The sequence below is a fragment of the Streptomyces sp. NBC_00310 genome (assembly GCF_036208085.1).
Taxonomy (GTDB): Bacteria; Actinomycetota; Actinomycetes; order Streptomycetales; family Streptomycetaceae; genus Streptomyces.
Map to the genome: position 1 here is coordinate 4,182,449 of NZ_CP130714.1, position 25,491 is coordinate 4,207,939.

The window sequence follows — 25,491 nt, forward strand, 5'->3', positions numbered from 1 at the left end:
TGAAGGGGGCGGGCATGTGCGGTGAGTCGGACATACGCGAGGGCATCGAGGCCCGAGCGGAGGTTTGCGTCGCGGGCATCGAGTTCTATCGCACCGCGCTGCTGGCGGGAAGGGCCGCGCGCGCGGACGCGCCCGGATGTGTGAGCGCGTTCGGGCTGGTGGCCCCCGCGGTGGACGACCCGGAGGCGATGGTGCCGATCCCGCCGTCGGTGGCGACCGCGGCGCTGGCGCACCCGATGGAGCGGCTGATCCTGGAGCAGCAGCAGGCCCTGGCCGCGGTACGGACGTCCATGTCCCAGGCGGAGAGCGTCTACCGCACCGCCCGCCGCAAGGAGAGCGAGTCCTCCCAGCGCCTCACGCCCGCGCCGGCGATCACCGCCGCGCTGGACGAGGCGATCCAGGGCACGAAGACCGAGCTGCTGACCGCGCACCCGGGCGGCCGGCGCCCCGAAGAGGTCCTGGTCAAGGCCCTGCCGCGCACCTTGGAGGCGCACCGCAAGGGCGTCAAGCAGCGCACGCTCTACCAGCACACCGTCCGCGCCCACGGCCCGACCCTGGACTACATCAAGCAGGTCACCGAGCTGGGCGTCGAGGTGCGTACGGTCGACGAGGTCTTCGACCGGATGATCATCTGCGACCGGGCCGTCGCGTTCATCCCCGACATGGGCAAGGACCACGGCACCCACGCCCTCAGGGTCACCGACCCCGGCGTCGTGCACTTCCTGGTCTCCGCCTTCGAGTACGCCTGGGAGCGGGCGAAGCCGGTCGTCTACGAGCACGACCAGCAACGCCCCCCGCTCCTCACCGACGAGACCCGGCTGCACGTACTGCGTCTCATGGTCGACGGCTACACGGACGCCGCCATCGCCAGCCGGCTGGGCATCAGCCCCCGTACCGTCGCCAGCCACCTCAAGAAGGTCGGCGACCTGCTCGGCAGCAACAGCCGTGCCCAGCTCGCCTATCTCACGGCGAAGAGCGGCCTGTTGGAGGACGGGGCGTCGGCCGACTGCGACTGCGAACGACGGGACTGAGCCTCGGCGGAGACCGTCGTGGCGGCTCCCGCACCGCGCTCGTCGGCGGCTCAGGCCACCCGGACCCGAAGGGAGTAGAACCGGGTCGTCTGTACGGCGTTCTGGTTGTCGTCGCTGACCAGCAGGACGTTCAGCCGGCCCCCGGGCCGCCGCTGTCCGGTGACGGTCATCCCCTCGATGTTGTCGAGCAGCGGGTTGGGCTGGGGCTGCTCGGCGGTGGCGCCGAGGGAGGGGCAGTCGACGAGGTCGGCGAGGAGCGTCTTGCTCACGAGCCGTACGCCGTCGCCGTCCCGGCCGGTGAGGACGTCGACGCCGCCGGTGTCCGTCGCGCGGCGGGTGTCGGCGGCGTAGAGGCGGACCGTGTTGCCGATCCCGGCGGTGAAGCCCCGCTCCAGTACGAGCAGCCGTCCGCCCGGGAGGCCCGCCACCTCGACGACGCCGAGTCCGGTGTCGGCGCGGTAGCCGTACTGGGCGGAGAGCCGGAAGTCCCGTGCCCCGGCGTGCCGTTGCCAGGTCTGGAAGCGGACGGTCCCGGCCGTGTCGCCGGAGAGGGAGCTCTCCATCGAGGCGAGCAGGGTGCGTCCGCCGGGCAGGAGGGTGAGCCCCTCGAAGGTCTGGTTGGCGACGGACCGCCCGGCCGGGGCGACCTTCAGCGCGTCGGGCACGGGAAGTCCGCCGAGGAGCCGCCCCGCACGGTCGTACCGGCGTACGGTCGGCTCGGTCTCGGAGCTGACGAGCCGGGTGCCGTCCCGGTCGACGGCCAGACCCTCCGAGTCGAGCGCGGCGCCGGTCTCCGTGGCGAGCGGGACGACGCCCCGCGGCCGGAGCGTGCGGCGGTCCAGCGTGAAGAGCGAGGACCGGTCGGAGACGGCGAGGAGCGAGCCGTCGCGGTCGACGGCGAGGCCGGAGAGGTTCCCGACGAAGGTGCCGTCGTACGTGGTCTTGTCGAGGGCGTCGGAGTACGCCTCGATCGACACGGACGACGAACAGGCGTGGCTCGGCGGCGAGTCGGCGTGGACCGGCCCGGCGGCGGCGAAGGTGGTGGTGGCCGCCGCCAGGCCGGCGGTGAGGGTCGCGACGACGCTTCTGAGAGGCATGGCGTCACGGTAGGACGACGCCGGTGATACGCGGATGGCCTCGCCGTGAACGTCCGGATATCAGCCGCTGCCGACCCCGGCCTCCGGTACCGGCACGGTCGCCTCCTGGGGCCGGTCGGTGGGCTCGTACCGCTGCACGCCGGACGCATCCGAGGCGCTCTTCGGGACGGGCACGAGATCCTTGTGGATGACCTTGGCGACGCCCTGGATGGTGTTGACCCCGTACTGCATGTCGGGGTTGCCGTGGGTGAGGACGGTGATCGTGTAGTCGCGTCCGCCGCCGGTGAACGTGCCGACGCTGTGCACCCGCCAACCGTGCGTGGCGCGGGACAGCCACCCGTTCTTGACGTGCACCTTCACGGTGGAGGGCGCCCCGGCGGGCGTTCCCCAGCGCTGTCCGGCGACGACCTTGTTCATGAGCTTGAGGACGTAGGCGCGGGCGTTGTCGCTCAGGACGCCGTTCTTCGCGGTGAGCAGCGCGAGCAGCCGCTGCTCGTCCCGGACGGTGATCTGGGTGAGGCCCCAGTAGTTGTTCGCGCCCGGCTTGGTCTGGGTCATCTTGGCGGCGGTGAGAAACGCCTTGATCTTCGTGAGGCCGAGCTGCCTCCACAGGGTGCTGGTGGAGGCGTTGTCCGACTTGGTGATCATGGCGGTGGCGAGCTTGGTCTCGCGGTCGGTGAGATACCGGTTCTTCTTCTTCGCGTCGTACAGCAGCGCGGCGAGCACCGTCACCTTCACGACGCTGGCCGAGTCGAAGGCGGTCTCGCCCCGCAGCGTGCAGGTGGTGCCGGTGACCCGGTCGTACAGCCCGACCGCCACCGTCCCCTTCCGCTTCGCCAGCGCCGTCGTGATGTCCTTCTGCAGCTTCTCGGCCAGCCCTGCCTGCTTCGACGTACAGCCGACCTGCGGTGTCGGCGCCGCGACCGCGGCCGGCGCGAACGCCATGGCCGCCGACGACACGACCATCCCCGCCCCGATCCCCGCAGCGACCACTCGCGTCCGTCTGGACCTGCGCGACACCCGGGATACCCCCGATATCCGGTGAGTCATCGAATCCTTCCCATCCCCTTGAGCGACTGGAACCCGCCAACGGCGCGTTCCCTCAGTCGACTAGCGAAGGCGAACGATAGTTGTACACGCGTTCCCTTCTTCGCCGGGTGGGGTAAGGAGGACGCGAAAGCCCGACGCGCCCCGGTGGGGGGAAGAGGAGTGCCGGATTGGCGGACAAGCAGCCCAGCCCCGCGTATGTGTGCGGCCGGCTCTACGCGACGCTGTACGCGCTGCGGGCCATCGGCGAGCGGGACAAGTCGGTCAACTTGACCCGGTCCTGAAGGGCCGGGCTTGGAGGTAGTGCCCAGCTGGCGGCTGGGTGGGCTCCTCCGTCCTGCCACCCCTTTACGGGGTGGCTGGGACGCGTGACTCACGCCCCGCGTTCCACACCACGGCGCCACGTTGGGCGATGTTGTGGGAAGCGTTCCGGTCCGCGTGGGCAACGACCCCGCAGTTCCGGCAGATGAAGAGGGCCTGGTCGACCCGGTTCTTCTTGTCGACGTGCCCGCACTCGCAGCATGTCTGCGAGGTGTGGGCAGGGTCGACGTGAACCACGGGCACGCCTGCTCGGCGTGCCTTGTACGCGATGAACTCTCCGAGCTGGGCGAAGGCCCAGGAGTGGAGCGCGACCCGTTGGGGCTTGCGGAGCCGTACCCTCTGCCGGATGCCGCCCAAATCTTCCAGGGCGATTCCGGCCGAGGTGCGTTCAGCCTCGGTCACGATTCGTTTCGCGATGATGTGGTTGGTGTTGGAGACATGGCGCTGCTCGCGCCGGTTGCGCTTCTTCAGCAGCCGCTTGGCGGACTTGGTGCCCTTGCGCTGGAGCTTGCCGCGTAGATCGCCGTGGCGTTTGCGGTGGTGGTTCAGGTCGCGCCCGGCGGCCTGGTAGCCGGTGGACGTAGTGGCGATGTTGACGATGCCGAGGTCGACGCCGATGAACCCGTCGGGCTCGTACTGCTTCTCCTCGGGGACCTCGCAGGTAGCGATCAGGTAGAACACGCCGTCGCGTTCCACCAGATCCGATTCGCCCTGCCGGTGCTCACGCAGCATCTTGAGGCCGTCGGCGGAACAGACGAACCGCACACCCCGGATGCGTCCGGCAGTGGTCCAGATAGACACCGTCTGCGCGTCGTACTGCCAGCTCAGGCACCGGTCGTCGTACGGCTGGGCTGCCTCGGGCCGAAAGGCGACGGGCTTGGACTCGGCCTTCCTGCGCCGCTTCGAGCCCGGTCTGCCGAGGTTCCCAGCCTTGATGTTGGCCTTGAGTGTCGTGTAGGCGTCGCGGACCTTCTTGATGGTGTGCTGGGCTGCTTGCGCTCCCAACCCCCGCGACTTCAACTCCGCGTAGGTGTGCTTACGCAGCTCGTACTCACGCGGCACGCCCTGCTCGAACGCCACCGCCGACACCCAGTTCGCGGCCTCGTTGACCGTGCGCAGGGCCGCGAGAAGCGCGGTGGCCTGCCCGGCCTCCGGCATCAGCTTTACCTGCACAACGAGTTTCACAGGCGTGATCGTATCGTTGATCTATGTCACCACGCTGGGAGTCAAACCCCAATATTCGTAGGGGTAGAACAGTCGTCTACACCCTTCACGCGCACTTGGTCTTCACACCAAAGTATCGGCGCGGCCCGTTCACCGATGAGATCCTTCGGCGCTGCGAGGAGGTCATGCGTGACGTGTGCGCGGACTTCGACACCGAGCTGGTGGAGTTCAACGGGGAGAGGGACCACGTCCACCTGCTGGTGCACTACCCGCCCAAAGTCGCCCTGTCCCGGCTGGTCGGCTCTCTCAAGGGCGTCTCTGCCCGGCGGCTCCGCCAGGAGTTCCCAGCCCATATCCGTAAGTACCTGTGGGGTGACCACTTCTGGTCGCCTTCGTACTTCGCCGCCTCGTGCGGCGGAGCACCGTTGGAGATCATCAAGGAGTACATCGAGAACCAGAAGCGCCCTGGCTGAGGTCAACAGTGCAGACCCGTGGGCACCTGCAAGTCAGAGCGATCCAGAGAAGCGCTTCCTCCCGGACGTGAACGCCCGGGGTTCCGCGCTAGATCAAGCTGAAGACCGCCAAGAACCTGGACAAGGCCAAGCAGCACCCCGGTCCGCACCTGCGGGACCACCTCGCGCAGGCGGGCCGGCACCTGCTCGCCGCCCGAGAACGCGGCCCCAAGTACGGGACCGCCGCCACCGAACTGTTCCTCGCGATAGCGGAGTTCAGCCCCCTGGACGGCAAACTCCCGAACTACCTGCACGGAAGCCTGCAGGACGACTTCCACTCGGGTTTCCGCCACCAGTACGGCGAGTACGTCATCGCCTACGGCGACCTGGTGCGGTGAGTCCGCCCCGCTCGCCCCACCCTCCGGCGGGCCCCGCCCGTTCCCCCACCCCCGGCACCGGGCCGGAGTCCGGCGGTAGCCTCGCCCTCCATGACCACCACCCTGGAGACGATCCACGACGTGCCCGTCCTGATGTGCGCTCCCGAGGGCGAGCCGATCGCCCGCGAGAGCGACGCCCTGGATCTCATCGGCAACGCCGGGTACCAGGGCGCCGCCTGGGTCGCCGTCCCCGTCGAACGCTTCGACGAGGCGTTCTTCCACCTGCCCACCCGCGTCGCCGGCGACATCATCCAGAAGTTCGTCCAGTACCGCGTCGGCCTCGCCGTCATCGGCGACATATCCCGCCACACGACCGCCAGTTCCGCCCTGCGCGACTTCGTCCGCGAATGCAACCGCAACCGTCAGACGTGGTTCCTGGCCGATGTCGACGAGCTGCGGGAGCGGCTCAAGGGCTGAGGGATTCCCGCCAGTTCGGGTTGCCGTCCCGCCGACTGTGCCGGCTGCCGTGCCGGTGCGACCTTCGGCGCCCACCGCTGGTCGACCCGCACGTAGCCGTACACCACCGAGGCCATCACCAGAAGGAGAAGCGGTCCGGCCACCCACGGGTGCCGGGCCATCTCCAAGGGCAGGTAGCGATAGGCCAGCAGGAGCCCGACGAACACCGTCGCGCCGTAGGCGACCAGCCGCATCCCCGACCGGTCCCAGCCGCGGTCGTACGTGCGCAGAGCCGCCTCGATGGTGAGCGTGAAGACCACACCCGCGATGAGATCCACACCGTAGTGGTAGCCGAACCCCAGCGTCGCGCCGAGCGTGGCGATCAGCCAGAACGTGCCCGCGAAGCGCAGAAGGCGCGGGCCGCCGCGGGAGTGGATGAAGATCGCGGTGGCCCACGCCGTGTGCAGACTGGGCATGCAGTTGCGCGGGGTTATCTCGTCGTACGACATCGGGTGCGGGGCGCTGATCGGGGGCGGGACGTCGGGCCACAGGTGGGCCAGCGCCCACTGTCCGCCGCCGGTGCCGAAGGCGCCCTGGCCGTAGGCGAAGACCGGGCCGACCACCGGGAAGACCATGTAGATGCTCGGTCCGAGGAGGCCGATCACCAGGAAGGTGCGCACCAGGTGGTGGCGCGGGAAGCGGCGTTCGGCCGCCACGTGACGCAGCTGGTAGAGCGTGACGACGACCGCGGCCACCGCGAGCTGTATGTAGACCCAGTCGAGCAGATGCGTGCCGATCGGACCCGTGGCCCTGACCATCCGGCCCACCAGCCACGACGGGTCGCCCAGGGCGTGGTCGGCGGTCGCCAGATACGGGTCGAGCACCGTCGGGCGGGTCTTGGACGTGATCAGCAGCCAGGCGTCGCCGGTCTTGCGGCCGGCCACCAGCAGCAGGCCCAGCCCGACGCCCTTCAGCAGCAGGGCCCGTTCACGGCCGGTGCGCCGGGTGACGGCGACGACCGCACAGCCCAGAATCACCCACAGCGCGCCGTTGCCGAACATCATCCTGGCGTCGACGATCCACCGCACGACGAAGAAGACGACGTCGATGCCGATCGCCACCCCGGCCGCGATGAACCGTTGCCGCCAGGTGAGCACCACCATCGTCAACGCCATACTGGCGTAGAGCAACGGCCCCGATTTGGGGGCGAATATCACCTCTCGCGCCTGGTTGGTGACCGGCCCCGGCAGGCCGTATCCCCGGGCGATCGCCTCCAGCGCGACGAGGAATCCGATGGCCACGGCACTCACCGCGACCCACAGGATCACCCGTGGTCGACGCCAGGCGGTGGACGCGAGGGTGCTTCTTATGCGCGGGAGCGCCCGCGCGACTATGGGTATCAATTATCTGGCCGATGTGTTCTTCAGCTGGCTGGGTCTCTTCTTGGCGGGCAGCATGGCTTTCCGGTGAGTGGCGCGGGCGGGTGGACCGGATCACGGCGAGAGTGATCGCTCCATGGAAGACGGACGACCCCTCGTCGGGGTTGCCTGGTGCCGAACAAGTCTGCTGTCGAACAAGTGGGGCACACACCTTCCGTTCTTGTCATCGGTTACGACGTCCATGCGGTACCCGGCCCGGACGGGGAGACACCGCGCGCGGGCTCTCGACGCGGAGTCGGCCCGGCTCGACGCACCCGGCATCGACACGGCATCGGCGCCGGTCGTGCATGCCGGGTCGTGCATGACGGGTGGCATGCCGGGTCGTGCATGCCGGGTCGTGCATGACGAGGCCGCCGGGCCCACCGTCGTCGCGTCCCCGACCGAGCGCCCCTGGGGCGTGGTGGTCGTCGGCGGTGGGATCCATGAGTCGGAGCAGCCGCTTCCGCTCTTCGAGCAGGTCGCGCACCTGATCCGCCCGCACGCACCCCGGCCGCCCTCGCATTCAACACCAGCCTCGGAGACGGCTTCGAGGCGGCTGGGCGCCGGCTGTGAGCTCCGGCGGACCGGTCGGCGCACCGATCGGTCCGCGACCGGTCCGCGACCGGCGCGGCACGGGCCCAGCACGCCTGATTCCCCACGTCAATTGGGGTCTCCCCTCTCATCGGGGCACTCGGAAGGGCGTGGGGGCACGAGGGTTGCCCCGTTAGCCATAACGTCACCGAATCGCCTTCCCGTCGTAACACATGGACTGACCCGTCCATGCCAATCTCTCGGTTACCCACACAGTCAACCCGCGTAGAACGAGGCTCCCCGAAGCAACTCCTCGCGCTGCGCGGCCCTCTGGGAAGGGACACCCCTCATGCCCGCTGCGCGCATACGCAGTTGGAAGTCGGTCGCGCTCGCGACGTCGGCCGTGCTCGTCGGTATCGTCCTTCCGGCGGCCACCGCCACCCCGGCCTCGGCGACGACGACCGCCTACGACAGCACGTACTACAAGAACGCGATCGGCAAGACCGGTACGAGCCTCAAGTCCTCCCTGCACACGATCATCAGCCCCCAGACGAAGCTGTCGTACTCGGCTGTCTGGGAGGCCCTGAAGGTCACCGACCAGGACCCGAACAACAGCAGCAACGTGAAGCTGCTGTACAGCGGCATCTCGCGCAGCAAGACCCTCAACGGCGGTAACTCCGGCAACTGGAACCGCGAGCACGTGTGGGCCCAGTCGCACGGCGACTTCGGCACCTCCGCCGGCCCCGGCACCGACCTGCACCACCTCCGCCCGGAGGACGTGACGGTCAACGCCATCCGCGGCAACCTCGACTTCGACAACGGCGGCAGCAGCTTCACCAACAGCGGCGGCAGCCTCTACGACTCGAACTCCTTCGAGCCCCGCGACGCGGTCAAGGGCGATGTGGCCCGCATGATCCTTTACATGGCCGTCCGCTACGAGGGTGACGACGGCTGGCCCAACCTGGAGCCCAACGACTCCGTCAACAACGGCGGCACCCGCTACCACGGGCGCCTCTCCGTACTGAAGGCCTGGAACGACGAGGACCCGCCGGACTCCTTCGAGGAGCGCCGCAACCAGGTCATCTACGACACCTACCAGAAGAACCGCAACCCGTTCATCGACCACCCGGAGTGGGTCGAGGCGATCTGGTAGACGCCGGATCCCCGACGAACGCGCACAACACGCATAACGCACACAACGCACAAGGCGAACTCCCGGTCCGGCGGCCGGGAGTTCGCCGTTCTCGCGGGCCCGCCCTCTACTTCCCCCGGTGCGCATTCACAGGCCGCTGCCAGGCATGCCACAGTGCACGCTCATTCCGTCGCCGCACGGTGCGGTGGTGACATCTGCCACCGACCCACGCCCCCACGCCCCCGACAGCGCCGAGCCGAACCCCGCCTCGCCGGGACCGGCCGCCGAGTCCCCGCCGCCCGCCGCCCCCGTACGGCCACCGGAGAACGCACCGCGCTGGTCGCTCCCGGCGCTGATCGGAATCATGATCCTGGCGGGGGTGCTGTACTCCTGGAACCTGTCCTCCTCCGGTCTGAACAGCTTCTACAGCGCGGCCGTGCTCAGCGGCACGCAGAGCTGGAAGGCCTGGTTCTTCGGCTCGTTGGACGCGGGGAACTTCCTCACCGTCGACAAGCCGCCCTTCGTGCTGATGGTGATGGGGCTGTCCTGCCGGATCCTCGGCTTCGGCACCTGGCAGATGATGGCCCCGCTGATCGCCTCCGCGCTCGGCACCCTCTGGATCCTGCACTCCTCGGTGAAGCGGGTCTGGGGCCACGGGGCCGCGGCCGTCGCCGCGCTCGTGCTCGCCCTCACCCCCATCACGGTCGCCATCAACCGCGACAACAACCCCGACACCCTCCTCGTCTTCCTGATGGTGGCGGGCGCGGCCCTCGCACTGCGCGCCGTGCACAACGGCAGGCTGCTTCCGCTGCTCGGCTCGGCCGCCTGCTTCGGCCTCGCCTTCAACACCAAGATGCTCCAGGGCTACATCGCCCTGCCCGCCGTGTTCGCCGTCTACCTGTACGCGGCGAACACGGGCCTGGTGAAGCGGATCGTGAACCTGTCGCTCGCGGGCGTGGCCCTCGCCGTCTCCAGCTTCTGGTGGGCGGCGGCCGTCTCCCTCGTACCCGCCGACGAGCGGCCGTACATCGGCGGCTCCACCGACGGCACGGCCTGGAACCTGATCATGGGCTACAACGGCCTGGGCCGGATCCTCGGCGGCGAGGGCAACGGCGGAGGCGGGGGCGGCGGAGGCGGCGGCTTCTCCGGCACCGCGGGCCTCGGCCGGATGTTCAACGACGTCCTCGGCGGCCAGATCTCCTGGCTGCTGCCCTTCGCTGCCATCGCGCTCATCGGCGGCCTGGTGCTGTGCGGACGCGCCCCGCGTACGGACCTGACGCGCGCCGCGCTGGTGATGTGGGGCGGCTGGACGGCCCTGCACTACCTGACCTTCAGCCTCGCCGAGGGCACGATGCACCCGTACTACACGACCGCGCTCGCCCCCGGCATCGCGGCCCTCTGCGGAGGCGGCGGCCTGATGCTGCTGCGCGCCTTCCGCACGGACAAGCGGTGGCTGTGGGTGCTGCCGGCCGCGTTCGCGGTGACGGGTGGGTGGGCGGTCGTCCTGTTGCGCCGGGCCACCGACTGGAACACCTGGCTGTGGCCGGCGATCGCGGTGGTCATGGTGGCCGGGGTCGTGGGCCTGGTCGTCTTCCGTTCCGGCGGCTCCGGCAACCGTGTACGGCTGCTGGCCGCCTCCCTCACCGCGGCGGTCGTCGCCTCGGTCGCGGGCCCCGCCGCGTACGCCGCCACCGAGCTCTCCGCCACGGGCGGCGGCATGGGCGGCACCAACCCGACCGCCGGGCCGACGACGGGGAGCGGGACGGGCGGCTTCGGTGGTGGGGGCAACCGCGCGGGCGGCGGCGGTCCCGGTGGCGGTGGATTCCCGGGCGGCGGCCAGAACGGCCAGGCGAACGGCCAGGCCGGCGGTCAGGCCAACGGGCAGCAGCCGGGCGGCGGTCAGACGGGTACGCCCCCGAGCGGGGCGCCCGGCGGCACCCAGCAGGACGGCACCCAGCAGGACGGGCAGTCCGGCGGAACCGGCACCGGCACGCCCCCGAACGGCACCGGCGACCAGCAGTCCGGCGGCGGCCAGGCCCCGCAGGGCGGCACGGGCGGCGGGCCCGGCGGTGGCATGGGCGGCGGAGGAGGCGGTATGGGCGGCGGCGCCGACACCGAGCTGGTCTCCTACCTGAAGAAGAACCAGGACGGCGCCACGTGGCTGCTCGCGGTGTCGAGTTCGCAGAGCGCGGCCCAGCTCATCCTCAGCAGCGGCGAGCCCGTCATCTCCATGTGGGGCTGGTCCGGCAGCGACCAGGCCATGACCCTCGCCAAGCTCAAGGAGCTGGTGAAGAACGGCGAGCTGCACTACATCCAGCTCGGCGGCGGCATGGGGGGCGGCCGCGGCGGCAACTCCACCCTCAGCTCCGAGGTGACCGCCTGGGTGCAGGAGAACGGCACGGCGGTGGACGCGAGCGAGTACGGCGCAAGCGCGACGTCGGACTCGGGCGCGACGTCCGGTGAGAACAGCCAGTCGGCGAGTGTCTACCGCCTGGACCCGTCGGACGTGACGTAGCCACAGGCCCGACGCACCTCGCAGGAGAGCCCCTGGACGGACCCGCGTCCAGGGGCTCTCCGCCAGTTACCGATCCCTGACATTCGCACGTACAACCGATGAACCCTGAGTCGAGTCGGACTACACGGACGCGACGCTTCCGTCCGCCGGAACCGCCGGACCCCACCGACTCGAAAGGCACGTGCATGTCACGAGCAGGAGCACGACGCAGCACCCGCACGGCACGAGTGAGCGCCCCGTTGGCAGCGGTGGTGCTGCTGGCCGGCGGCCTGACCGCCCTGTCGCTCGGCCCGGCCTCGGCGGCCCCCGCGTCGGTGGGCGCGGCGGACGACTTCAACGGGGACGGGTACGCCGACCTGGTCGTCGGCGCACCGAACGCCACGGTGTCCAGTAAGGCCAAGGCGGGCTATGTGGCCGTCATGTACGGCTCGAACAGCGGGCTCTCCACGACGAAGAAGAAGCTCGTCAGCCGTTCGACGAGCGGCGTGCCCGGCTCCGCCACCGCGAACCAGCGCTTCGGCTCGACGTTCACCAAGGGCGACCTGGACCGGGACGGCTACGGCGACCTGGTGATCGCGGGCGGCACGGCGGGCTCCGTGATCCTCTGGGGGTCGGCCTCCGGGCTGACCGGCGGTACGAGCATCGCCGGGTTCGGGGCGGCCCCGCAGGCGGGCGACTTCGACGGCGACGGCAAGACCGACCTCGCGCTCTTCTCCGCCCAGGACGTCGGCGGCGACGACCCCGAGGGTGCCCCGGCGGCCCTGTGGAAGGGCCCGATCTCCCGCGCCGGCCAGCCCAACGCCGTACTCCCCCTCCTCGACAAGTCCCTGTGGTGGGGCTGGAACGAGGACGACGCGTCCTGCGAGACCGGCGGCGGCTGCGAGAACGGCCCGTCCTCCATCACCGGCCCGGTCGTCTCCGGCCAGGTCGGGGACGTCAACGGCGACGGCCGGGACGACCTGGTCCAATGGCACTACACGGGCGACGGCACCTGGGGCAACCGCCTTCTCCTGGGCGGCGCTTCGGGCTTCACCCGCGGCTTCGCACCCGGCGACGACACCAGCCGCGACCCGGCCGGCACCGGCATCGGCGACGTGAACGGTGACGGCTACGACGACGTGGTCGTGGGCGCGGAGGGCTGGTCCGACCAGGTCCGCGTGGCCTACGGCTCCGCCACCGGCCCGTCCGAGGCGAACGTCCAGACCTTCGACCAGGGCCTGGCCGGCTTCCCCGGCGCGCAGGAGGACGGTGACCTGGTCGGCTCGGCGGTCTCCGTCGCCGACGTCACCGGTGACGGTTACGCCGACCTCGCCCTCGGCATCGCATACGAGGACATCACGGACATCACCAACGCGGGTTCGGTCGCCCTCGTCCCCGGCAGCGCCTCCGGCATCACGGGCGCCGGCATCCAGGTCTTCCACCAGAACACCGCCGGGGTCCCCGGAGTCGCCGAGGCGGACGACAAGTTCGGTGCCACCACGGCCCTCCTGGACGTCAACGGCAACGGCCACCCCGACCTCGCCGTCGGCGCTCCCGCCGAGAACAGCGACAACGGAGCCGTCTGGGTCCTCCGCGGCACGGCCACCGGCCTGACCACCACATCGGCCCTCGCCTTCGGCCCCGGCGACGTGGCGGGCCCGGTCACGGACGCGATGTTCGGCGCGGCCCTGCGCTGAGCGCCGGGCAACCGACGCGACCGGAGCAGGGGTTCCGATCCGCCGGGTCGGCGTGACCGCGAGGAGGCGGTCACGCCGAACCCCCGCCGGGTCCGGCCGGGCGGGCCTCACTCGGGGAACAGTGCCGTCTCCGCCGCCGTACTGCTGAATCCGTTGGTCGTCGTGATGCGCAGCCGGACGTCGTCCCCGGGCCGGAACTGGCCGCGGTCGAGCTGGACCGTGGGCTCCTTGAGTCCGACGCCCAGGGTCTGCCAGGTGCGGCCGCCGTCCGCGCTGACCTGTGCGGAGTAGGAGAGGTCGGGCTCAGGGTCCCGGTCGAACTCCAGGTCCATGCCGAACATGCCGTCCTCGGCACTCGCGTACCGAGCGGCTCGCAGCGTGGGCGGGCCGCCGCCCGGCCGGAAGGTGTCCACCACCTGGCCGTCCACGACCAGTTCCACGGCCTCCGGAGCGGGGCCGACGGGCGCCACCGCGTCGATCAGGCCGGTCCGGTCGGCGCCCGGCTCCGGTTCCGAGCTCAGTTTGACCGGCACCTGGATCTCCTGCGGCGGGGTCCCACCGGACTGCAGGATCCGCAGCAGGGCTGTCGGGGGCTGTCCGCCCTCCGCCGTCTCCGGCGGCGGGGCCTGCCCGGCCGGCGGGCTCGGTGGCACGGCCGGCCGCTCCACCGGGTTGACGAACCGGATGCTGCCCTCGACGCGGGTGAGGTTCACCGTCCCGACGACACTGACGAGTTGCCCGGGCGCACCACCGTCCGGGTCGGGGCCCGCCACCGCCGCCCGCGTGCCGGGGCCGGTCGACGTCACCCTGCTCACGGTCCGCGTGGGGCGGCGGTCGTCGGGCCGCCCGCGGCTTCCACCGAGCCCCGCCATGACCGCGGCGGTCAGCGGCGGCGTGGGCGCGACCGTCGGGGTCGGCTCGGCGACGGGGCCGGCGCCCGACACGAGGGCGTCCTCGGCGAGCAGACGGCGCCGTACACCCTCATAGGTGTAGGAACTGATCCACTGGAATGTGCAGTACGTCATCACGTCGTGCCACTGCTCTCCCGGAAGTGCCGTCATCGGCAGGCCGAGGGCCGCGTCACCGACGTCGAAGCCGACGAACCCGTGGGTCTCGTCGCCGAGCTGGCCGTTCTTGATGGGGTAGTTCAGCAGGTCGTCGTGGCTCTCCCCGCAGAAGCCGGGGTGTCTGCGGCCCAGTGTGTGGGCCAGTTCGTGGGCGCCGTACCAGTCGCCGTACACACCGTCGAAGTCCCAGCCGTAGGGGAAGGCGCCGGTGGGTCCCGACGCCACGGTGGTGGGGTCGGGCAGCGTCGGTATGCCCGAGGCCGCCCCGCGCATGAAGAAGCCGCTGTCGGCGACCAGGCCGTAGTAGTGCGTGCGCTGGTCCCCGCCGGCGCTCATGTCGAGCGACCGGAGCGCGGCGAGCTGGGCGTTGACGTCCTCGGCGTCGAATTCCGGCGGGACGACCGCGTCGACGACCGCGCGCGAGCTGATGACCTCGGCCACCGGATAGGCGCGCCCCAGCCAGGAGACCAGCGCCAGGTAGTCCTTCTCCCGTGGGGCGCGCATGTCGGCCGGGCTGCCGAAGGGGTAGCGCACACCCAGGACGCGCAGGCGCAGCGGCGGCCCGGTCTTGAACCAGACCGTGGGTCCGGCGGGACCGGTGAGCGGCAGCGGGGTCCCGCTGACGGCGTCGACGACGTTCACCGCCGTGACGCTGAGCGGGCCTTCGGCCGTGAGCCAGCTGGGCAGCAGGAAGTTGAGGCTGAGTCCGGCGTCCCCGCGGCACGTGGCGAGGTCGTGGGGCTGGGCCGGATCGAGGGTGATCGCGTTGACCGAGGTGATCGTGCCGGCCGGTTCCGCCGGGGAGCGGCGGACGGCGATGGCGCCCCGCACGGAGACCGCCGGGCCGGAGGTACCCCTGAGGTACAACCGGACGACGGTGGTCTTTCCCGCGATCAGGGTCACCGAGTGGTTGAGGTCCTGTACGGCTTGGGTGATTTCCGCCGCGTCCAGAACGCACTGTGACTGAGATGCCATGGCCGAACCCCCAGAGCGGGTGGTTTGTTCCCCCGGAACAGGTGATTTTCCCCCATTTGCTCCCTATGCCCACTTTAGTCGTGGGGCCCCTGTCCCGCGCGTCGGCGGACGGCCCCCCGCCGTTGCCAGAACGGCAGTTCCGGCCAGCGGGTCTCCGCCGTGTACGCCTCCGCCCGATGGCGTACGTAGGCGGTGGCGACGCCGTCGAGGAAGTCCGTGTACGAGGCCAGGACCGGGCGGGGCGGTGCGCCCGCGAGGCACAGGGCCGTGGCGAGGCCGGCGCGGGCTCCGCCGTGCAGCGCGGTGAGGATGCCCTGGGAGGAGAGCGGGTCGAAGGCCAGCGCCGCGTCACCGGCGGCGATCCAGCCCCGGCCGCCGTACGGCGTGAGGCGCAGGCCGTGGGCGGCGCTCCAGCGCGGGACCGGCGGATCGGCGAGGTCCCGGGACGTGAGGCGGGCGCCGATGTACCGGGTGCGCAGGGCCGCGCGCAGGAACCCGTCGGGGGTGCGCAGCCGGGGGTCGGCGAGGTCGGGGTCCGTCAGGTGGGCGACGATCCGGCCCACGGGAGTGAGCGTCGTGTACCACCACCCACCGGGGACCGCTTCGACGACGGTCCTGGCCTCCCGGTCCGACTCCCCCGCCGTGGACGGACGGTGACGCGGCATCAGCACATGGGCGGCCACGAGCCGGTCCTCGCGCCGACGGACCGCTCGACGCCGGGCGAGGGCGGCGCGCCGTCCCGTCGCGTCGACGGCCCAGGAGCAGCGCAGTTCCCGTGTGCTGCCCCCCTGGCGCACGAGCAGGCGCAGGCCGGGGCCGTCGTCCACGGCGTCCACGGCCCGCCCGTGGAGCGGCTCGGCGCCCGCCGCGTGGGCCGCCTCCCGCAGGAACGTGTCGAAGCGGAGGCGGTCCAGCTGCCATCCGGCTCCGTACGGGTCCTGCACCGGGCCGCGCTCGTGCAGCGCGGGCGAGCCCCAGGAGACGGACATCCCGGTGGAGCGCAGGTGGGGCGGGGCGGTGCCGTCGGGCCACAGGTTCAGGTCGCGCAGCAGTGGGGCGGCGGCCGACGGCAGGCTTTCGCCGATCTTGTGGGCTCCCGCCCCGGGCGCGGGTGGGTCGTCCACGATCGCCACGCGCCGGCCGGCCCGGGCGAGCACGAGGGCGGCCACCGCGCCGGCCGGTCCCCCGCCGGCGACGACCGCGTCGTACACCTCGTGACGCGTCACCACTGACCGCCGGGGCCGGCGGTCGCCTGCCGGGTCGTGTGCCGGGTCAGGTGGCGGCTCGGGTGGCAGGTCACGTGCCGGGTCACGTGGCAGGTCACGTGGCAGGTCACGTGCCGGGTCACATGGCAGGTCAGGTGGCAGGTCACGTGCCGGGTCATCGGTTGCCCGGGAAGCGGGCGACCTTGGCGATGTAGCCCGCCGACAGCTCCTCGTCGGGTTCCTCGGCGAGGGCGACGGCGGTCGCCAGGACGGCTTCCCGCAGCCGCTCGTCGGCGGCGAGCGGCACATGCAGGCTCAGCAGGTTGCGGCCGCGCGGCGGGGCCGGCTCGGCGGGGAAGGAGACCTCGGACTCGACGAGCATCTCGGCGGGCAGCAGGGGGTCGTCGGTGGCGCCCGGACGGCGTTCGACCAGGCCGAGCCGGCCGAAGTCCTTGACCATGGCATTGATGGTGGCCTTGTAGGGCTTGGGCAGCCAGCGGTCCCAGGGGGCCCTCCGTGCGAACGCCGCGAGCCGTTCCTCGCGCGGGCGCGTGGTGTCGACGGCGATCAGGTAGTCCTCCTCGGCGAGGACGTGGTTGGGCACGCGGGCGGGCCAGAACGTCGGCAGGTACGGGTCGTACCGGCTTTCGTACCCGGAGCGGCAGCTCGCGGTGTCCGTCTGCCAGGGCACGGCCATCCACCGGGTCAGGTGGCCGGGGCCCTGGGCGTACAGCGGCCCGTCGTACGCCAGGGCGGTCTGCGGGGTGAGCACCCTGCCGTACATGCGGTCGGGGCCCGGCGGGAGGTGGCGGATGCGGAACGGCGCGCTGTACAGCGTGGTGTGGCGCATCGGCCAGGTGATCTCGCAGCCGGGGTGGAAGGCGTCGGCGAGGCAGAAGGACAGGGCCGCGCGGTCCAGGGCGGCGGGCCGGTCGGCGAGCGGCAGCCGGTCGAGGGGCTTGGGCGTGGCGGCGGCACCGGGGGCAAGGTCGGGGACGAACTCGCCGCGGGTCCAGCGTGCCAACAGCCGTGTCTGGAGCGGGGAGAGAGCCAGGTACTGGCGGGCGGAGACGGCGGGCAGGCTCATCGCGTCGCCGTAGACGGGCGGCCAGGGTATCGGTGACGTGCCGTCCCGGTCGGGGTCCCGCATGGCCTTCGAGATCTGCCGGCGCAGTTCCTCGTGGCGTGCGCCGGGATCGGCGAGGGCGGCCAGCAGGTCGGGGTCGAGGAAGTGTTCGCGTCCGCCGTGTCCGAACAGGGTGGCCAGGCCCTGGTTGACCCATTGCAGATCGCACAGGCGGCGCAGGATGGGCAGGATGTCGTGGGTGAAGGAGACCTTCTTCGGTTCGGGGAGCGTTCCGGCCGTGACGAACGCGTCGCGGAGGAGGTCGTACAGCGTGCGCACGGACTTCAGCTCGGGCGCGTAGTTGGGCGGGCCGACCACCACCCAGGCCGGTTCGACCGGCAGTACGCGGCCGTCGACCCGGACCTCGGCGGTGACCGGGCCGTCGGAGATGTCGTCGTACCAGCCGTCGTTGTTGGCGAAGTCCTCGGCCTCCTTGAAGTCGACGGACTCGGCGACGCCCCGGCCGCCGAGGAAGATCAGCCGCCCGGCCCCGTCGGTGCGCAGCTCGCCGAGGTAGACCGGGATGCGGAGGAACCTCCCGGTGTCGAAGCGCAGTTCGGGACCGCCGGCCCGGTCGCGGCCGCGTACGGAGCGGCTGCCGGGGTCGATGACCAGCCTGCCGCGGTCCGGGCCGGCGACCAGGGGATTACGGAGCTGGCTCTCCTCCGCCCGGGCGGCCTCGGGGATGTCCAGGGCCAGCTGGAACTGGTACCAGGCGGCCTTCTTGTTGGCGACGTGCACGGTCCAGCGCACCTCGGCGTTGTCCGCGGTGAGTTCGGCCACCGGTTCCCCTGCCGCGTTGTAGCCGTAGATCCGGAACCGGGCCGCCTGCCGCTTCAGGGCGCCGGTCGCGTCCTTGTACGAGCCGGTGGGCAGCGGGGGTTCGTCCTCGGTCTCGGGGGCGAGGACGAACCCGTCGGCGCTGTCGCCGACCCGGGCGACGCCGATCGCGGGGTGGATGGCGGCCCGCACGACCCGGGTGTCGCGCCCCGGAGGCTCGGTGGACGGGGGCCGGGCGGGGCCGGGTTCGGCGGCCGGGATGCCGCCCGCGTCACGGCGCCGGTCGGCCGACGCCTTGTAGACCGTCCTGCGGGCTTCGGCGATGCTGCCGACGGGTCGGTGCTCGGCGAGGCTGTGCCAGGGGTTGAACGCCAGGTTGGCGCCGTACGCCGACTGCCCTCGGCCACGGACGTCCTGCCGGTTGAGGGTGAGCCGGGCGACGGGGACCGGGGCGCTCACGGTCTCGTCCCAGCGCACGGTCGCCCGGTCGAGCGGCATGGCCTCGGCGTCCGTGCGGAACTGCACGAGCAGGTCGAAGGCCGCGTCACCGGCGGCGAGCCGGTGCGCGAGGTCGGTCCCCAGATAGCCGGGGTTCTCCTCGGGCGGGGTGGCCGCCGGGTCGGCGGGAGCGCAACCGGCGGGCACCAGCTTGTACTTGACGAACCGCTCGGTGCTCTCGGCGCTCTCGGCGCTCTCGGTACCGAAGGCGTACGGCAGCACTCCCCAGTAGGTGGCCGTCAGCACGCTGTCCTCGGTCTTCGCCATGTCGTCGAGGATCCGCCGGGTCACCGGGTGGTCGCGCAGGTAGGACTCGTAGTCGTGGTGGACCACGCCGGCCCGGGTGAACTCGCACATGTCCCGAGCCGTGTCGACGAAGAACACGTCGTGGTTCTGCATCAGCAGGTCCTGGGTGTCGGCGTCGCGCTCGCCGTCGAGCAGCTTGGCTCCGGGCACGCCGAAGAGCTTGACGCCGACGCCGAGAGTGGTGAGCAGGTCCGGGCGGCTGGGCACGGTGTCGCTGGAGAAACGCACCCAGGCGGTCAGCCCCTCGGGCCGCTGCCGGGCGAACTCCAGGAATCCGACGCGCAGTTCGTCCGGGAGGTCGGCGCGGACGGTGAGAGTGCCGCGGGCGGTGCCGTGCGGCTTGAGGAAGACCGGCCGTTCCACGGGATCCTGCCCTCGGGCGATGCGGTCGCCCTGGGACCGGTCGACGAACATGTCCTTCAACGCGGCCCCGGGATCCGACGAGCAGTCCGGCACGGACTGGTCGTCGTTCTCGGAGGGCCCGGAGGACGAGGAAGCGGAAATGACGGCCATGGCTCGATCTCCCGCGATGTGGCGCTGCACCGGGATGCGCACCGGGACGCACAGGGCTCGTGGAGCGATGTACAGGCGCGCACCGTCCGTACAGCTCTCCATGCTGACAAACAAGCGTGCGCCGCGCGACCGAAGGGCGGGCCGGAGCCGTGCACGCGGCGGGGGGCGAGGGGCGGTCATGCGTCGGCGCCCGGGGCGAGTGCCGTCGAGTCGCACGTCACCTGGAACTCCACCAGACTGGACCGTAGGCCCGCGCCGCCGAACACCGCCGAACGCGGACGAACGCGGACGCCGCGCCGGCCCGTGCGACGCCGTCGTCCTCGTGACCGCGCGATGCGCGACCGGCGCCCCAACCGTCCACTCGTGCAACGGATTCGGGAGGTGCCTTCATGGCCACCGAACACGACAGCCGGGACCGTCTGGCAGCCGAACGCGCCGATATGCCGCTGGTACGTCTCCTGGAGGCGGCCCGCGAGCGAGGCCGGGAGGTGGCCCGGCCTCCGAGCACGACCACGCCACCCGCCCCGCGCGCGGTCACGACGATCCGGGTCGGGGAGAGCCCGCACAGTGTGGCGGTGAGCCCCGACGGGACCCGTCTCCACGTGACCGACTTCAGGGCGGACTCCGTGGTGGTCGTCGACCTCTCCCGCGAGGAGGTCGTGGACACGATCACGGTCGACGAGGGTCCGTACGGTGTGGCGGCGAGCCCGGACGGCACCCGTCTGCACGTCACGGTCCCCAACGCCCGCCTCCTGCTGAAGATCGAGCTCCCGGACGACGTCTCCGGCAGCCATTTCGGCCAGGCGCCGTACGGGGTGGCCGCCTGTGCGGACGGACAGCGCGTCTGTCTGGCGCTGGCGCTGGAGGACCGGGTGTGGGTCACCGACCAGTTCGCCATGGGCGACTTCGCGACCGTACCCGACCTCGACTTCCCGGTCGGCGTGGCGGTGAGCCCCGACCAGAAGTACCTCTACGTGACCCACTACTTCTCCGGCAAGGTGTCCGTCGTCGACCTCGACCGCACCGCGGTGGTCTCGACGATCCCCGTCGCCACCGGCCCGTACGGGGTGGCGGTGACCCACGACGGGGCCCGCCTGTACGTGGCCCACTTCCCGTACGACACCGTCTCGGTGATCGACATCGCGCGGGGCGAGGTGGTCGACACCATCCCCGTCGCTGACGGCCCGCGCGGTGTCGCGGTGAGCCCCGACGGATCCCGCCTCTACGTCACCAACTTCTTCGCCGGCACCGTGTCGGTGATCAGCTTGTAGCCGGCACGGTGCCGTGCGGGTGACGCCGCGAGACCGGGCGGTCAGTCCCGCGCGTGCGTCGGCGCGAACATCCGCAGCACCGCCGGGAGTACGACCACCGAAGGGCCGGGCGTGGCAAGGGACTTGGCCAGATCGTCCGCGAGGGTCTCGGGGCTCGTCCGCAGCCCCGGTACGCCGAACGACTCGGCCAGCGCCACATAGTCCGGCCGGGTCAGCTCCGTGCCCGTCGCCTCGCCGAACGCGTCCGTCATGTACTCACGCAGGATGCCGTACCCGCCGTCGTCGACGATCAGCCAGGTGACGTCGAGGTCGTACTGCCGGGCCGTGGCCAGCTCGGCGATCGAGTAGAGCGCGCCGCCGTCGCCGGAGACGGCGAGGACCGGGTGGGTCGGGTCGGCCACCGCCGCGCCGAGGGCCGCGGGGAAGGCGTAGCCGAGGCCGCCGGAACCCTGCGCGGAGTGCATGGTGTTCGCGCCCCGGGGATCGAACGCCGACCAGGCCCAGTACGCCAGGATCGTCATGTCCCAGAAGGAGGGCGCGCGGGGCGGGAGGGCCCGCCGGATGGACGCCAACAGGTTCTGTTCCAGGGTGAGTTGCTGCGCGTCGATGCGCTCGCGGACCTTCCCGAGAACGCCCCGCACCCGCTCCGGCGCGGACTCGTCCTCCCTCGTCTCCTCGATCGTCTCCAGCAGCGCCGTCAAGGCCAGGCGCGCGTCCGCGTGGATGCCCAGCGCCGGGTGGTTCGACTCCAGCTTCCCCAGGTCCGCCTCGATCTGGATCACCCGGCCCCGGGGCCTGAACGTGTGGTAGTTCGAGGACAGTTCACCCAGCCCCGAACCGACCACCAACAACACGTCCGCGTCCTCCAGGAAGTCCGTCGTGTGCCGGTCCTCCAGCCAGGACTGGAGCGACAGCGGATGCGTCCACGGGAAGGCGCCCTTCCCCCCGAACGTCGTCACGACCGGCGCCGACAGCCGCTCCGCCAGCTGCCGCAGCTTGCCGGACGCGTCCGCCCGTACGACCCCGCCGCCCGCGATGATCGCCGGGCGGGCCGCGGACGCCAGCAGGTGGGCGGCCAGCGCGGTCAGTTCGGGGCGCGGGGGCAGCTCCTCGGGGAAGGCGTCGCCGCCCGTCACCACGGGGATCGAGGTCTCGGCGAGCAGCACGTCCTGGGGGATCTCCACCCACACCGGGCCGTGCGGGGCGGTCAGCGCGGACTGCCAGGCGGCGGCGACGGCGGAGGGGATCTGGGACTGCGTACGGACGGTGTGGACGGACTTGACGACGCCCCTGAACGAGGCCGACTGGTCGGGGAGTTCGTGGAGGTAGCCGTGGCGTCCGCCGCCCAGGCCGGCGGTCGGGACCTGGCTGCTGATCGCCAGCACCGGGGCCGAGGCCGCCGCCGCCTCCTGCAGCGCGGCCAGTGACGTCAGCGCGCCGGGGCCCGTCGACAGGAGCAGCGGGGCCGCCTCGCCGGTGATGCGGCCGTACGCGTCCGCCGCGAACCCGGCGTTGTTCTCCACCCGCAGGCCGATGTACCGCAGGTCGGAGCGGCGCAGCGCGTCGAACATGCCGAGCGCGTGCTGGCCGGGCAGCCCGAAGACCGTCGTCGCGCCGAGCCCGGCCAGCGTCTCCACGACCAGGTCTCCGCCGTTGCGGCCGGGGGGAGGGTTCAGCGCGGCCTCCGTCTGGGCGGCCGTCGGGCGGAGTACCAAGTCGTGGTCGTGGGTCACTGCGCTGCCTTCTCCTGCTCTTCCCGCTTCGCCCGCGCGATCTGGCGGGACATGATCGTGGTGAGTTCGTACGCCGTGTGCGAGGCGGCCACCGCGGTGATCTCGGCGTGATCGTACGCGGGCGCCACCTCGACGACGTCGGCGGAGACCAGGTTGCAGGAGGCCAGGCCGCGCAGGATCTCCAGCAGTTCCCGCGAGGTCATGCCGCCGGCCTCCGGCGTGCCCGTGCCCGGCGCGTGGGCCGGGTCGAGGCAGTCGATGTCGATGGAGATGTAGAGGGGGCGGTCGCCGATGCGCTGGCGCAGCTGGTCGGCGATCTCGTCCACACCGCGCCGCATCACGTCCGCCGACGTGACGATCCCGAAGCCCATCTTCTCGTCGTCGGTGAGGTCCTGCTTGCCGTACAGCGGGCCCCGGGTGCCCACGTGCGACAGGGCCTCGGTGTCGAGGATGCCCTCCTCGACCGCCCGCCGGAACGGGGTGCCGTGCGTGTACTCGGCGCCGAAGTACGTGTCCCAGGTGTCGAGATGCGCGTCGAAGTGGAGCAGGGCCACCGGCCCGTGTTTCTTGGCGACCGACCGCAGCAGCGGGAGCGCGATGGTGTGGTCGCCGCCGAGGGTCATCAGGCGGGCCCCCGTGCCCAGCAGCTCGTCCGCCGCCGCCTCGACCGTCTCCACCGCCTCGTCGATGTTGAACGGGTTGGCCGCGATGTCACCGGCGTCCGCGACCTGCGCGAGGGCGAAGGGGGAGGCGTCCTGGGCCGGGTTGTAGGGGCGCAGCAGCCGGGACGCCTCGCGGATCGCGTTGCCGCCGAAGCGGGCGCCCGGCCGGTACGAGACACCCGAGTCGAACGGCACACCCACGACGGCGACGTCCGCGCGGCCCACCTCGTCGAGGCGGGGCAGCCGGGCGTAGGTCGCGGGACCGGCGTAGCGCGGAATGCGGGAGGAGTCGACGGGACCTCGGGGCGAGTCGACGGGGCCGCGGGGTGTGTCGTTGCTGCTCATGGGAACTGCCTACTTCCTGCATGTACTTCGTCGCACCTGCATAGATATGAACCAATATGTACTACTGGAGATGACTCTACTTTCGCGCGCACCAGGTGACGGGTGACGGGTGACGGGTGACGGGCACTGACACTAGGTGGCCGGAAAGCGACTGCGAAGTGTACGTTTCATCCATTCGAGCCGCGTCGGATGGAAGGAACGCACACCATGCCGGACCCGGCCGCGCCACCCGCCCCCGCCGTCCCTCCCACCCCGCCCGTACTCCTCACGGCCCTGCTGGCCCGCGAGGACCTGGGCCTGCGGCAGATCGCCGGGCCGGCGGACGCGGGAACGGCCGTCCACTGGGCGCACACCTCGGAGATGTCGGACCCGTACCCGTACCTGCTCGGCGGCGAGCTGCTGCTGACGGCCGGCGTCCACATCCCGGAGGCGGCCGGCTCGGGCACCTACTTCGACGACTACGTCTCCCGCATCATCGCGGCGGGCGGCGCGGCCCTCGGCTTCGGCGTCGCCCCCGTCCACGACAGCGTCCCGAGGGCCCTGGTCGCCGCCTGCGACACCTACGGCCTGCCTCTGGTCGAGGTCCCGCCCCGGACGACCTTCTCGGGCGTCGCCCGCGCGGTCTGGCAGCTCATGGCGCGCGCCCGCCACGCCGAACTCCGCCGCGTCACGGAGGCCCAGCAGAGCCTCGCGGCGGCCGCGTCCCGCCCGGACCCGGTACGAGCGGTCCTGCGGCAACTGGCGCAGCGGGTGTCCGGCCGGGCGGTGCTGTACGGCCCGGACGGGACGGAACTGGCGGCGTTCGGACGAGGACCGACACCGGGTGCCCTGGCCGGCCTGGCAGCGGTGGTGCGCCCCGACAGGGGCCCGGGGAACCGCGCGACCAGCCCCGACGAACCCGCACCCGCCAACGCACCACAACCCCCCACCCCCTCCCCGCACCCGTCCACCCCCACCTCCGCCACGGACACGGTCGACGGCACCCACCTCACCGCCTACGCCCTGGGCGCCGACCACGGTTTCACCCTCGGCATCGCCACCCCCCACCGCGACCCCGGCGACCACACGATCGCCTCCGTCGCCGCCGTCCTCCTCTCCCTCCTCACCGGCGAACAACAGAGCGGCACGGGCGCGGCCCGCGCGTCCGCCCTCGTACGGCTGCTCCTGGGCGCCCCGCCCGAGGAGGTGGCCCCTCTCCTGGGCGGAGCCACCCGTTGGCTCGTCGTACACGCCCGTCCCACCGAGGACGGCCCTCCCGACGCCCTCGCCGCCGCCGCGCTCGGCGCCGCCCTGGGCTCCGCGCTGGTCGACGCCCACGGCGACGTCGTACGCGTCCTCGTCCCCGCCGACCGCGAGGTCACCGCGCAGCCCGGCTGGACATGCGGGGTGAGCGCGCCGGCCGGGCCGGACGGGTGGGCGCCCGCCGACGCGCAGGCCGCCCGGGCGCTGGCCCGGGCGAGGGCGACCCGTACGGCGTTGGTCCGGCACGGCTCCCGCACGGCCCTCGCCGATCTGGTCCCGCGGGCCGACGCGACCGCCCACGCCCACGCCCTCCTGGCCCCTCTCACCACCGCCCCCGGCGCCGCCGCCCTCACCGAGACCCTGCGCACCTGGCTTTCGCTGCACGGCAGTTGGGACCGTACGGCCGTCGCGCTGACCGTCCACCGCAACACGGTCCGCCAACGCATCGGCCGGTGCGCGGCGTTGCTGGGCGCGGACCTCGACGACCCGGACGTACGGATGGAGTTGTGGTTCGCGCTGCGGGACGGATGAGCCGCCATAGCCTGGGCGGC

The 25,491-nt window shown here is 71.8% G+C and carries 17 protein-coding genes; 8 read left to right on the forward strand and 9 right to left on the reverse strand.

All coding sequences use genetic code 11. From position 1 onward, the window contains the following. Nucleotides 1-14: 14 nt before the first annotated feature. Nucleotides 15-1,031, forward strand: coding sequence for a LuxR C-terminal-related transcriptional regulator (locus tag OG202_RS18295; RefSeq protein WP_328223139.1), 1,017 nt, complete (start codon nucleotides 15-17; stop codon nucleotides 1,029-1,031). A 50-nt stretch (nucleotides 1,032-1,081) separates the two neighbouring features. On the opposite strand, the gene OG202_RS18300 is transcribed toward OG202_RS18295, so the two are convergent. The 3 genes from OG202_RS18300 to OG202_RS18310 form a co-directional block, all read right to left on the reverse strand. After that, nucleotides 1,082-2,128 (reverse strand): esterase-like activity of phytase family protein, encoded by a 1,047-nt coding sequence (locus OG202_RS18300; protein WP_328223140.1) that lies wholly within the window; start codon nucleotides 2,126-2,128, stop codon nucleotides 1,082-1,084. A gap of 60 nt (nucleotides 2,129-2,188) precedes the next feature. Beyond that, on the reverse strand, nucleotides 2,189-3,094 hold the full coding sequence (locus OG202_RS18305) for a serine hydrolase (protein ID WP_327729600.1): 906 nt from the start codon (nucleotides 3,092-3,094) through the stop codon (nucleotides 2,189-2,191). A gap of 429 nt (nucleotides 3,095-3,523) precedes the next feature. Then, complete coding sequence (locus tag OG202_RS18310) at nucleotides 3,524-4,654, reverse strand: RNA-guided endonuclease InsQ/TnpB family protein (protein WP_327732211.1); 1,131 nt, start codon at nucleotides 4,652-4,654, stop codon at nucleotides 3,524-3,526. Nucleotides 4,655-4,704: 50 nt separating this feature from the next. Between OG202_RS18310 and tnpA the strand changes: the two genes are divergently transcribed. Both tnpA and OG202_RS18320 read left to right on the forward strand, forming a co-directional pair. Next, on the forward strand, nucleotides 4,705-5,133 hold the full coding sequence (gene tnpA / locus OG202_RS18315; RefSeq protein WP_326575551.1) for an IS200/IS605 family transposase: 429 nt from the start codon (nucleotides 4,705-4,707) through the stop codon (nucleotides 5,131-5,133). A 467-nt stretch (nucleotides 5,134-5,600) separates the two neighbouring features. Then, entirely contained in the window at nucleotides 5,601-5,966 is a 366-nt protein-coding gene (locus OG202_RS18320; RefSeq protein WP_326582624.1) for a DUF4180 domain-containing protein, read from the forward strand. On the opposite strand, the gene OG202_RS18325 is transcribed toward OG202_RS18320, so the two are convergent. Further along, on the reverse strand, nucleotides 5,912-7,270 hold the full coding sequence (locus OG202_RS18325; protein ID WP_328224687.1) for a phosphatase PAP2 family protein: 1,359 nt from the start codon (nucleotides 7,268-7,270) through the stop codon (nucleotides 5,912-5,914). The two genes, OG202_RS18320 and OG202_RS18325, sit on opposite strands and share 55 nt — an antisense overlap. 973 nt (nucleotides 7,271-8,243) lie before the next feature. Here OG202_RS18325 and OG202_RS18330 point away from each other — a divergent pair. From OG202_RS18330 to OG202_RS18340, 3 genes are all read left to right on the forward strand, one after another. Beyond that, nucleotides 8,244-9,047 carry an endonuclease I family protein gene (locus OG202_RS18330; protein ID WP_326582623.1) on the forward strand — a complete coding sequence of 268 codons (804 nt, stop codon included), beginning with the start codon at nucleotides 8,244-8,246 and terminating at the stop codon, nucleotides 9,045-9,047. A 187-nt stretch (nucleotides 9,048-9,234) separates the two neighbouring features. Then, nucleotides 9,235-11,541 carry an ArnT family glycosyltransferase gene (locus tag OG202_RS18335; RefSeq protein WP_328223141.1) on the forward strand — a complete coding sequence of 769 codons (2,307 nt, stop codon included), beginning with the start codon at nucleotides 9,235-9,237 and terminating at the stop codon, nucleotides 11,539-11,541. Between the two features lie 185 nt (nucleotides 11,542-11,726). Next, nucleotides 11,727-13,217 (forward strand): FG-GAP-like repeat-containing protein, encoded by a 1,491-nt coding sequence (locus OG202_RS18340; RefSeq protein ID WP_328223142.1) that lies wholly within the window; start codon nucleotides 11,727-11,729, stop codon nucleotides 13,215-13,217. Nucleotides 13,218-13,324: 107 nt separating this feature from the next. Here OG202_RS18340 and OG202_RS18345 read toward each other — a convergent pair whose 3' ends face one another. The 3 genes from OG202_RS18345 to OG202_RS18355 all read right to left on the reverse strand — a co-directional run bounded on the left by OG202_RS18345 (nucleotide 13,325) and on the right by OG202_RS18355 (nucleotide 19,687). Then, nucleotides 13,325-15,259: a hypothetical protein gene (locus OG202_RS18345; RefSeq protein WP_328223143.1), complete on the reverse strand. Its 1,935-nt coding sequence runs from the start codon at nucleotides 15,257-15,259 to the stop codon at nucleotides 13,325-13,327. Between the two features lie 74 nt (nucleotides 15,260-15,333). Beyond that, nucleotides 15,334-16,485, reverse strand: a complete 1,152-nt coding sequence (locus tag OG202_RS18350) for an FAD-dependent monooxygenase (RefSeq protein ID WP_328223144.1) — start codon at nucleotides 16,483-16,485, stop codon at nucleotides 15,334-15,336. 154 nt (nucleotides 16,486-16,639) lie between these two features. Next, nucleotides 16,640-19,687 (reverse strand): LodA/GoxA family CTQ-dependent oxidase, encoded by a 3,048-nt coding sequence (locus OG202_RS18355; protein ID WP_328223145.1) that lies wholly within the window; start codon nucleotides 19,685-19,687, stop codon nucleotides 16,640-16,642. Nucleotides 19,688-20,076: 389 nt separating this feature from the next. Here OG202_RS18355 and OG202_RS18360 point away from each other — a divergent pair, with 389 nt between their 5' ends. Beyond that, nucleotides 20,077-20,958 (forward strand): YncE family protein, encoded by an 882-nt coding sequence (locus OG202_RS18360; protein ID WP_328223146.1) that lies wholly within the window; start codon nucleotides 20,077-20,079, stop codon nucleotides 20,956-20,958. 41 nt (nucleotides 20,959-20,999) lie between these two features. On the opposite strand, the gene OG202_RS18365 is transcribed toward OG202_RS18360, so the two are convergent. Together OG202_RS18365 and speB are read right to left on the reverse strand one after the other, a co-directional pair. Next, complete coding sequence (locus OG202_RS18365) at nucleotides 21,000-22,691, reverse strand: thiamine pyrophosphate-binding protein (protein ID WP_328223147.1); 1,692 nt, start codon at nucleotides 22,689-22,691, stop codon at nucleotides 21,000-21,002. Continuing rightward, nucleotides 22,688-23,698, reverse strand: a complete 1,011-nt coding sequence (gene speB / locus OG202_RS18370) for an agmatinase (protein ID WP_328223148.1) — start codon at nucleotides 23,696-23,698, stop codon at nucleotides 22,688-22,690. Before speB ends, OG202_RS18365 begins: the two co-directional genes overlap by 4 nt. Before the next feature lie 189 nt (nucleotides 23,699-23,887). Between speB and OG202_RS18375 the strand changes: the two genes are divergently transcribed. Next, nucleotides 23,888-25,471, forward strand: coding sequence for a PucR family transcriptional regulator (locus OG202_RS18375; RefSeq protein WP_328223149.1), 1,584 nt, complete (start codon nucleotides 23,888-23,890; stop codon nucleotides 25,469-25,471). Nucleotides 25,472-25,491 lie beyond the last annotated feature (20 nt).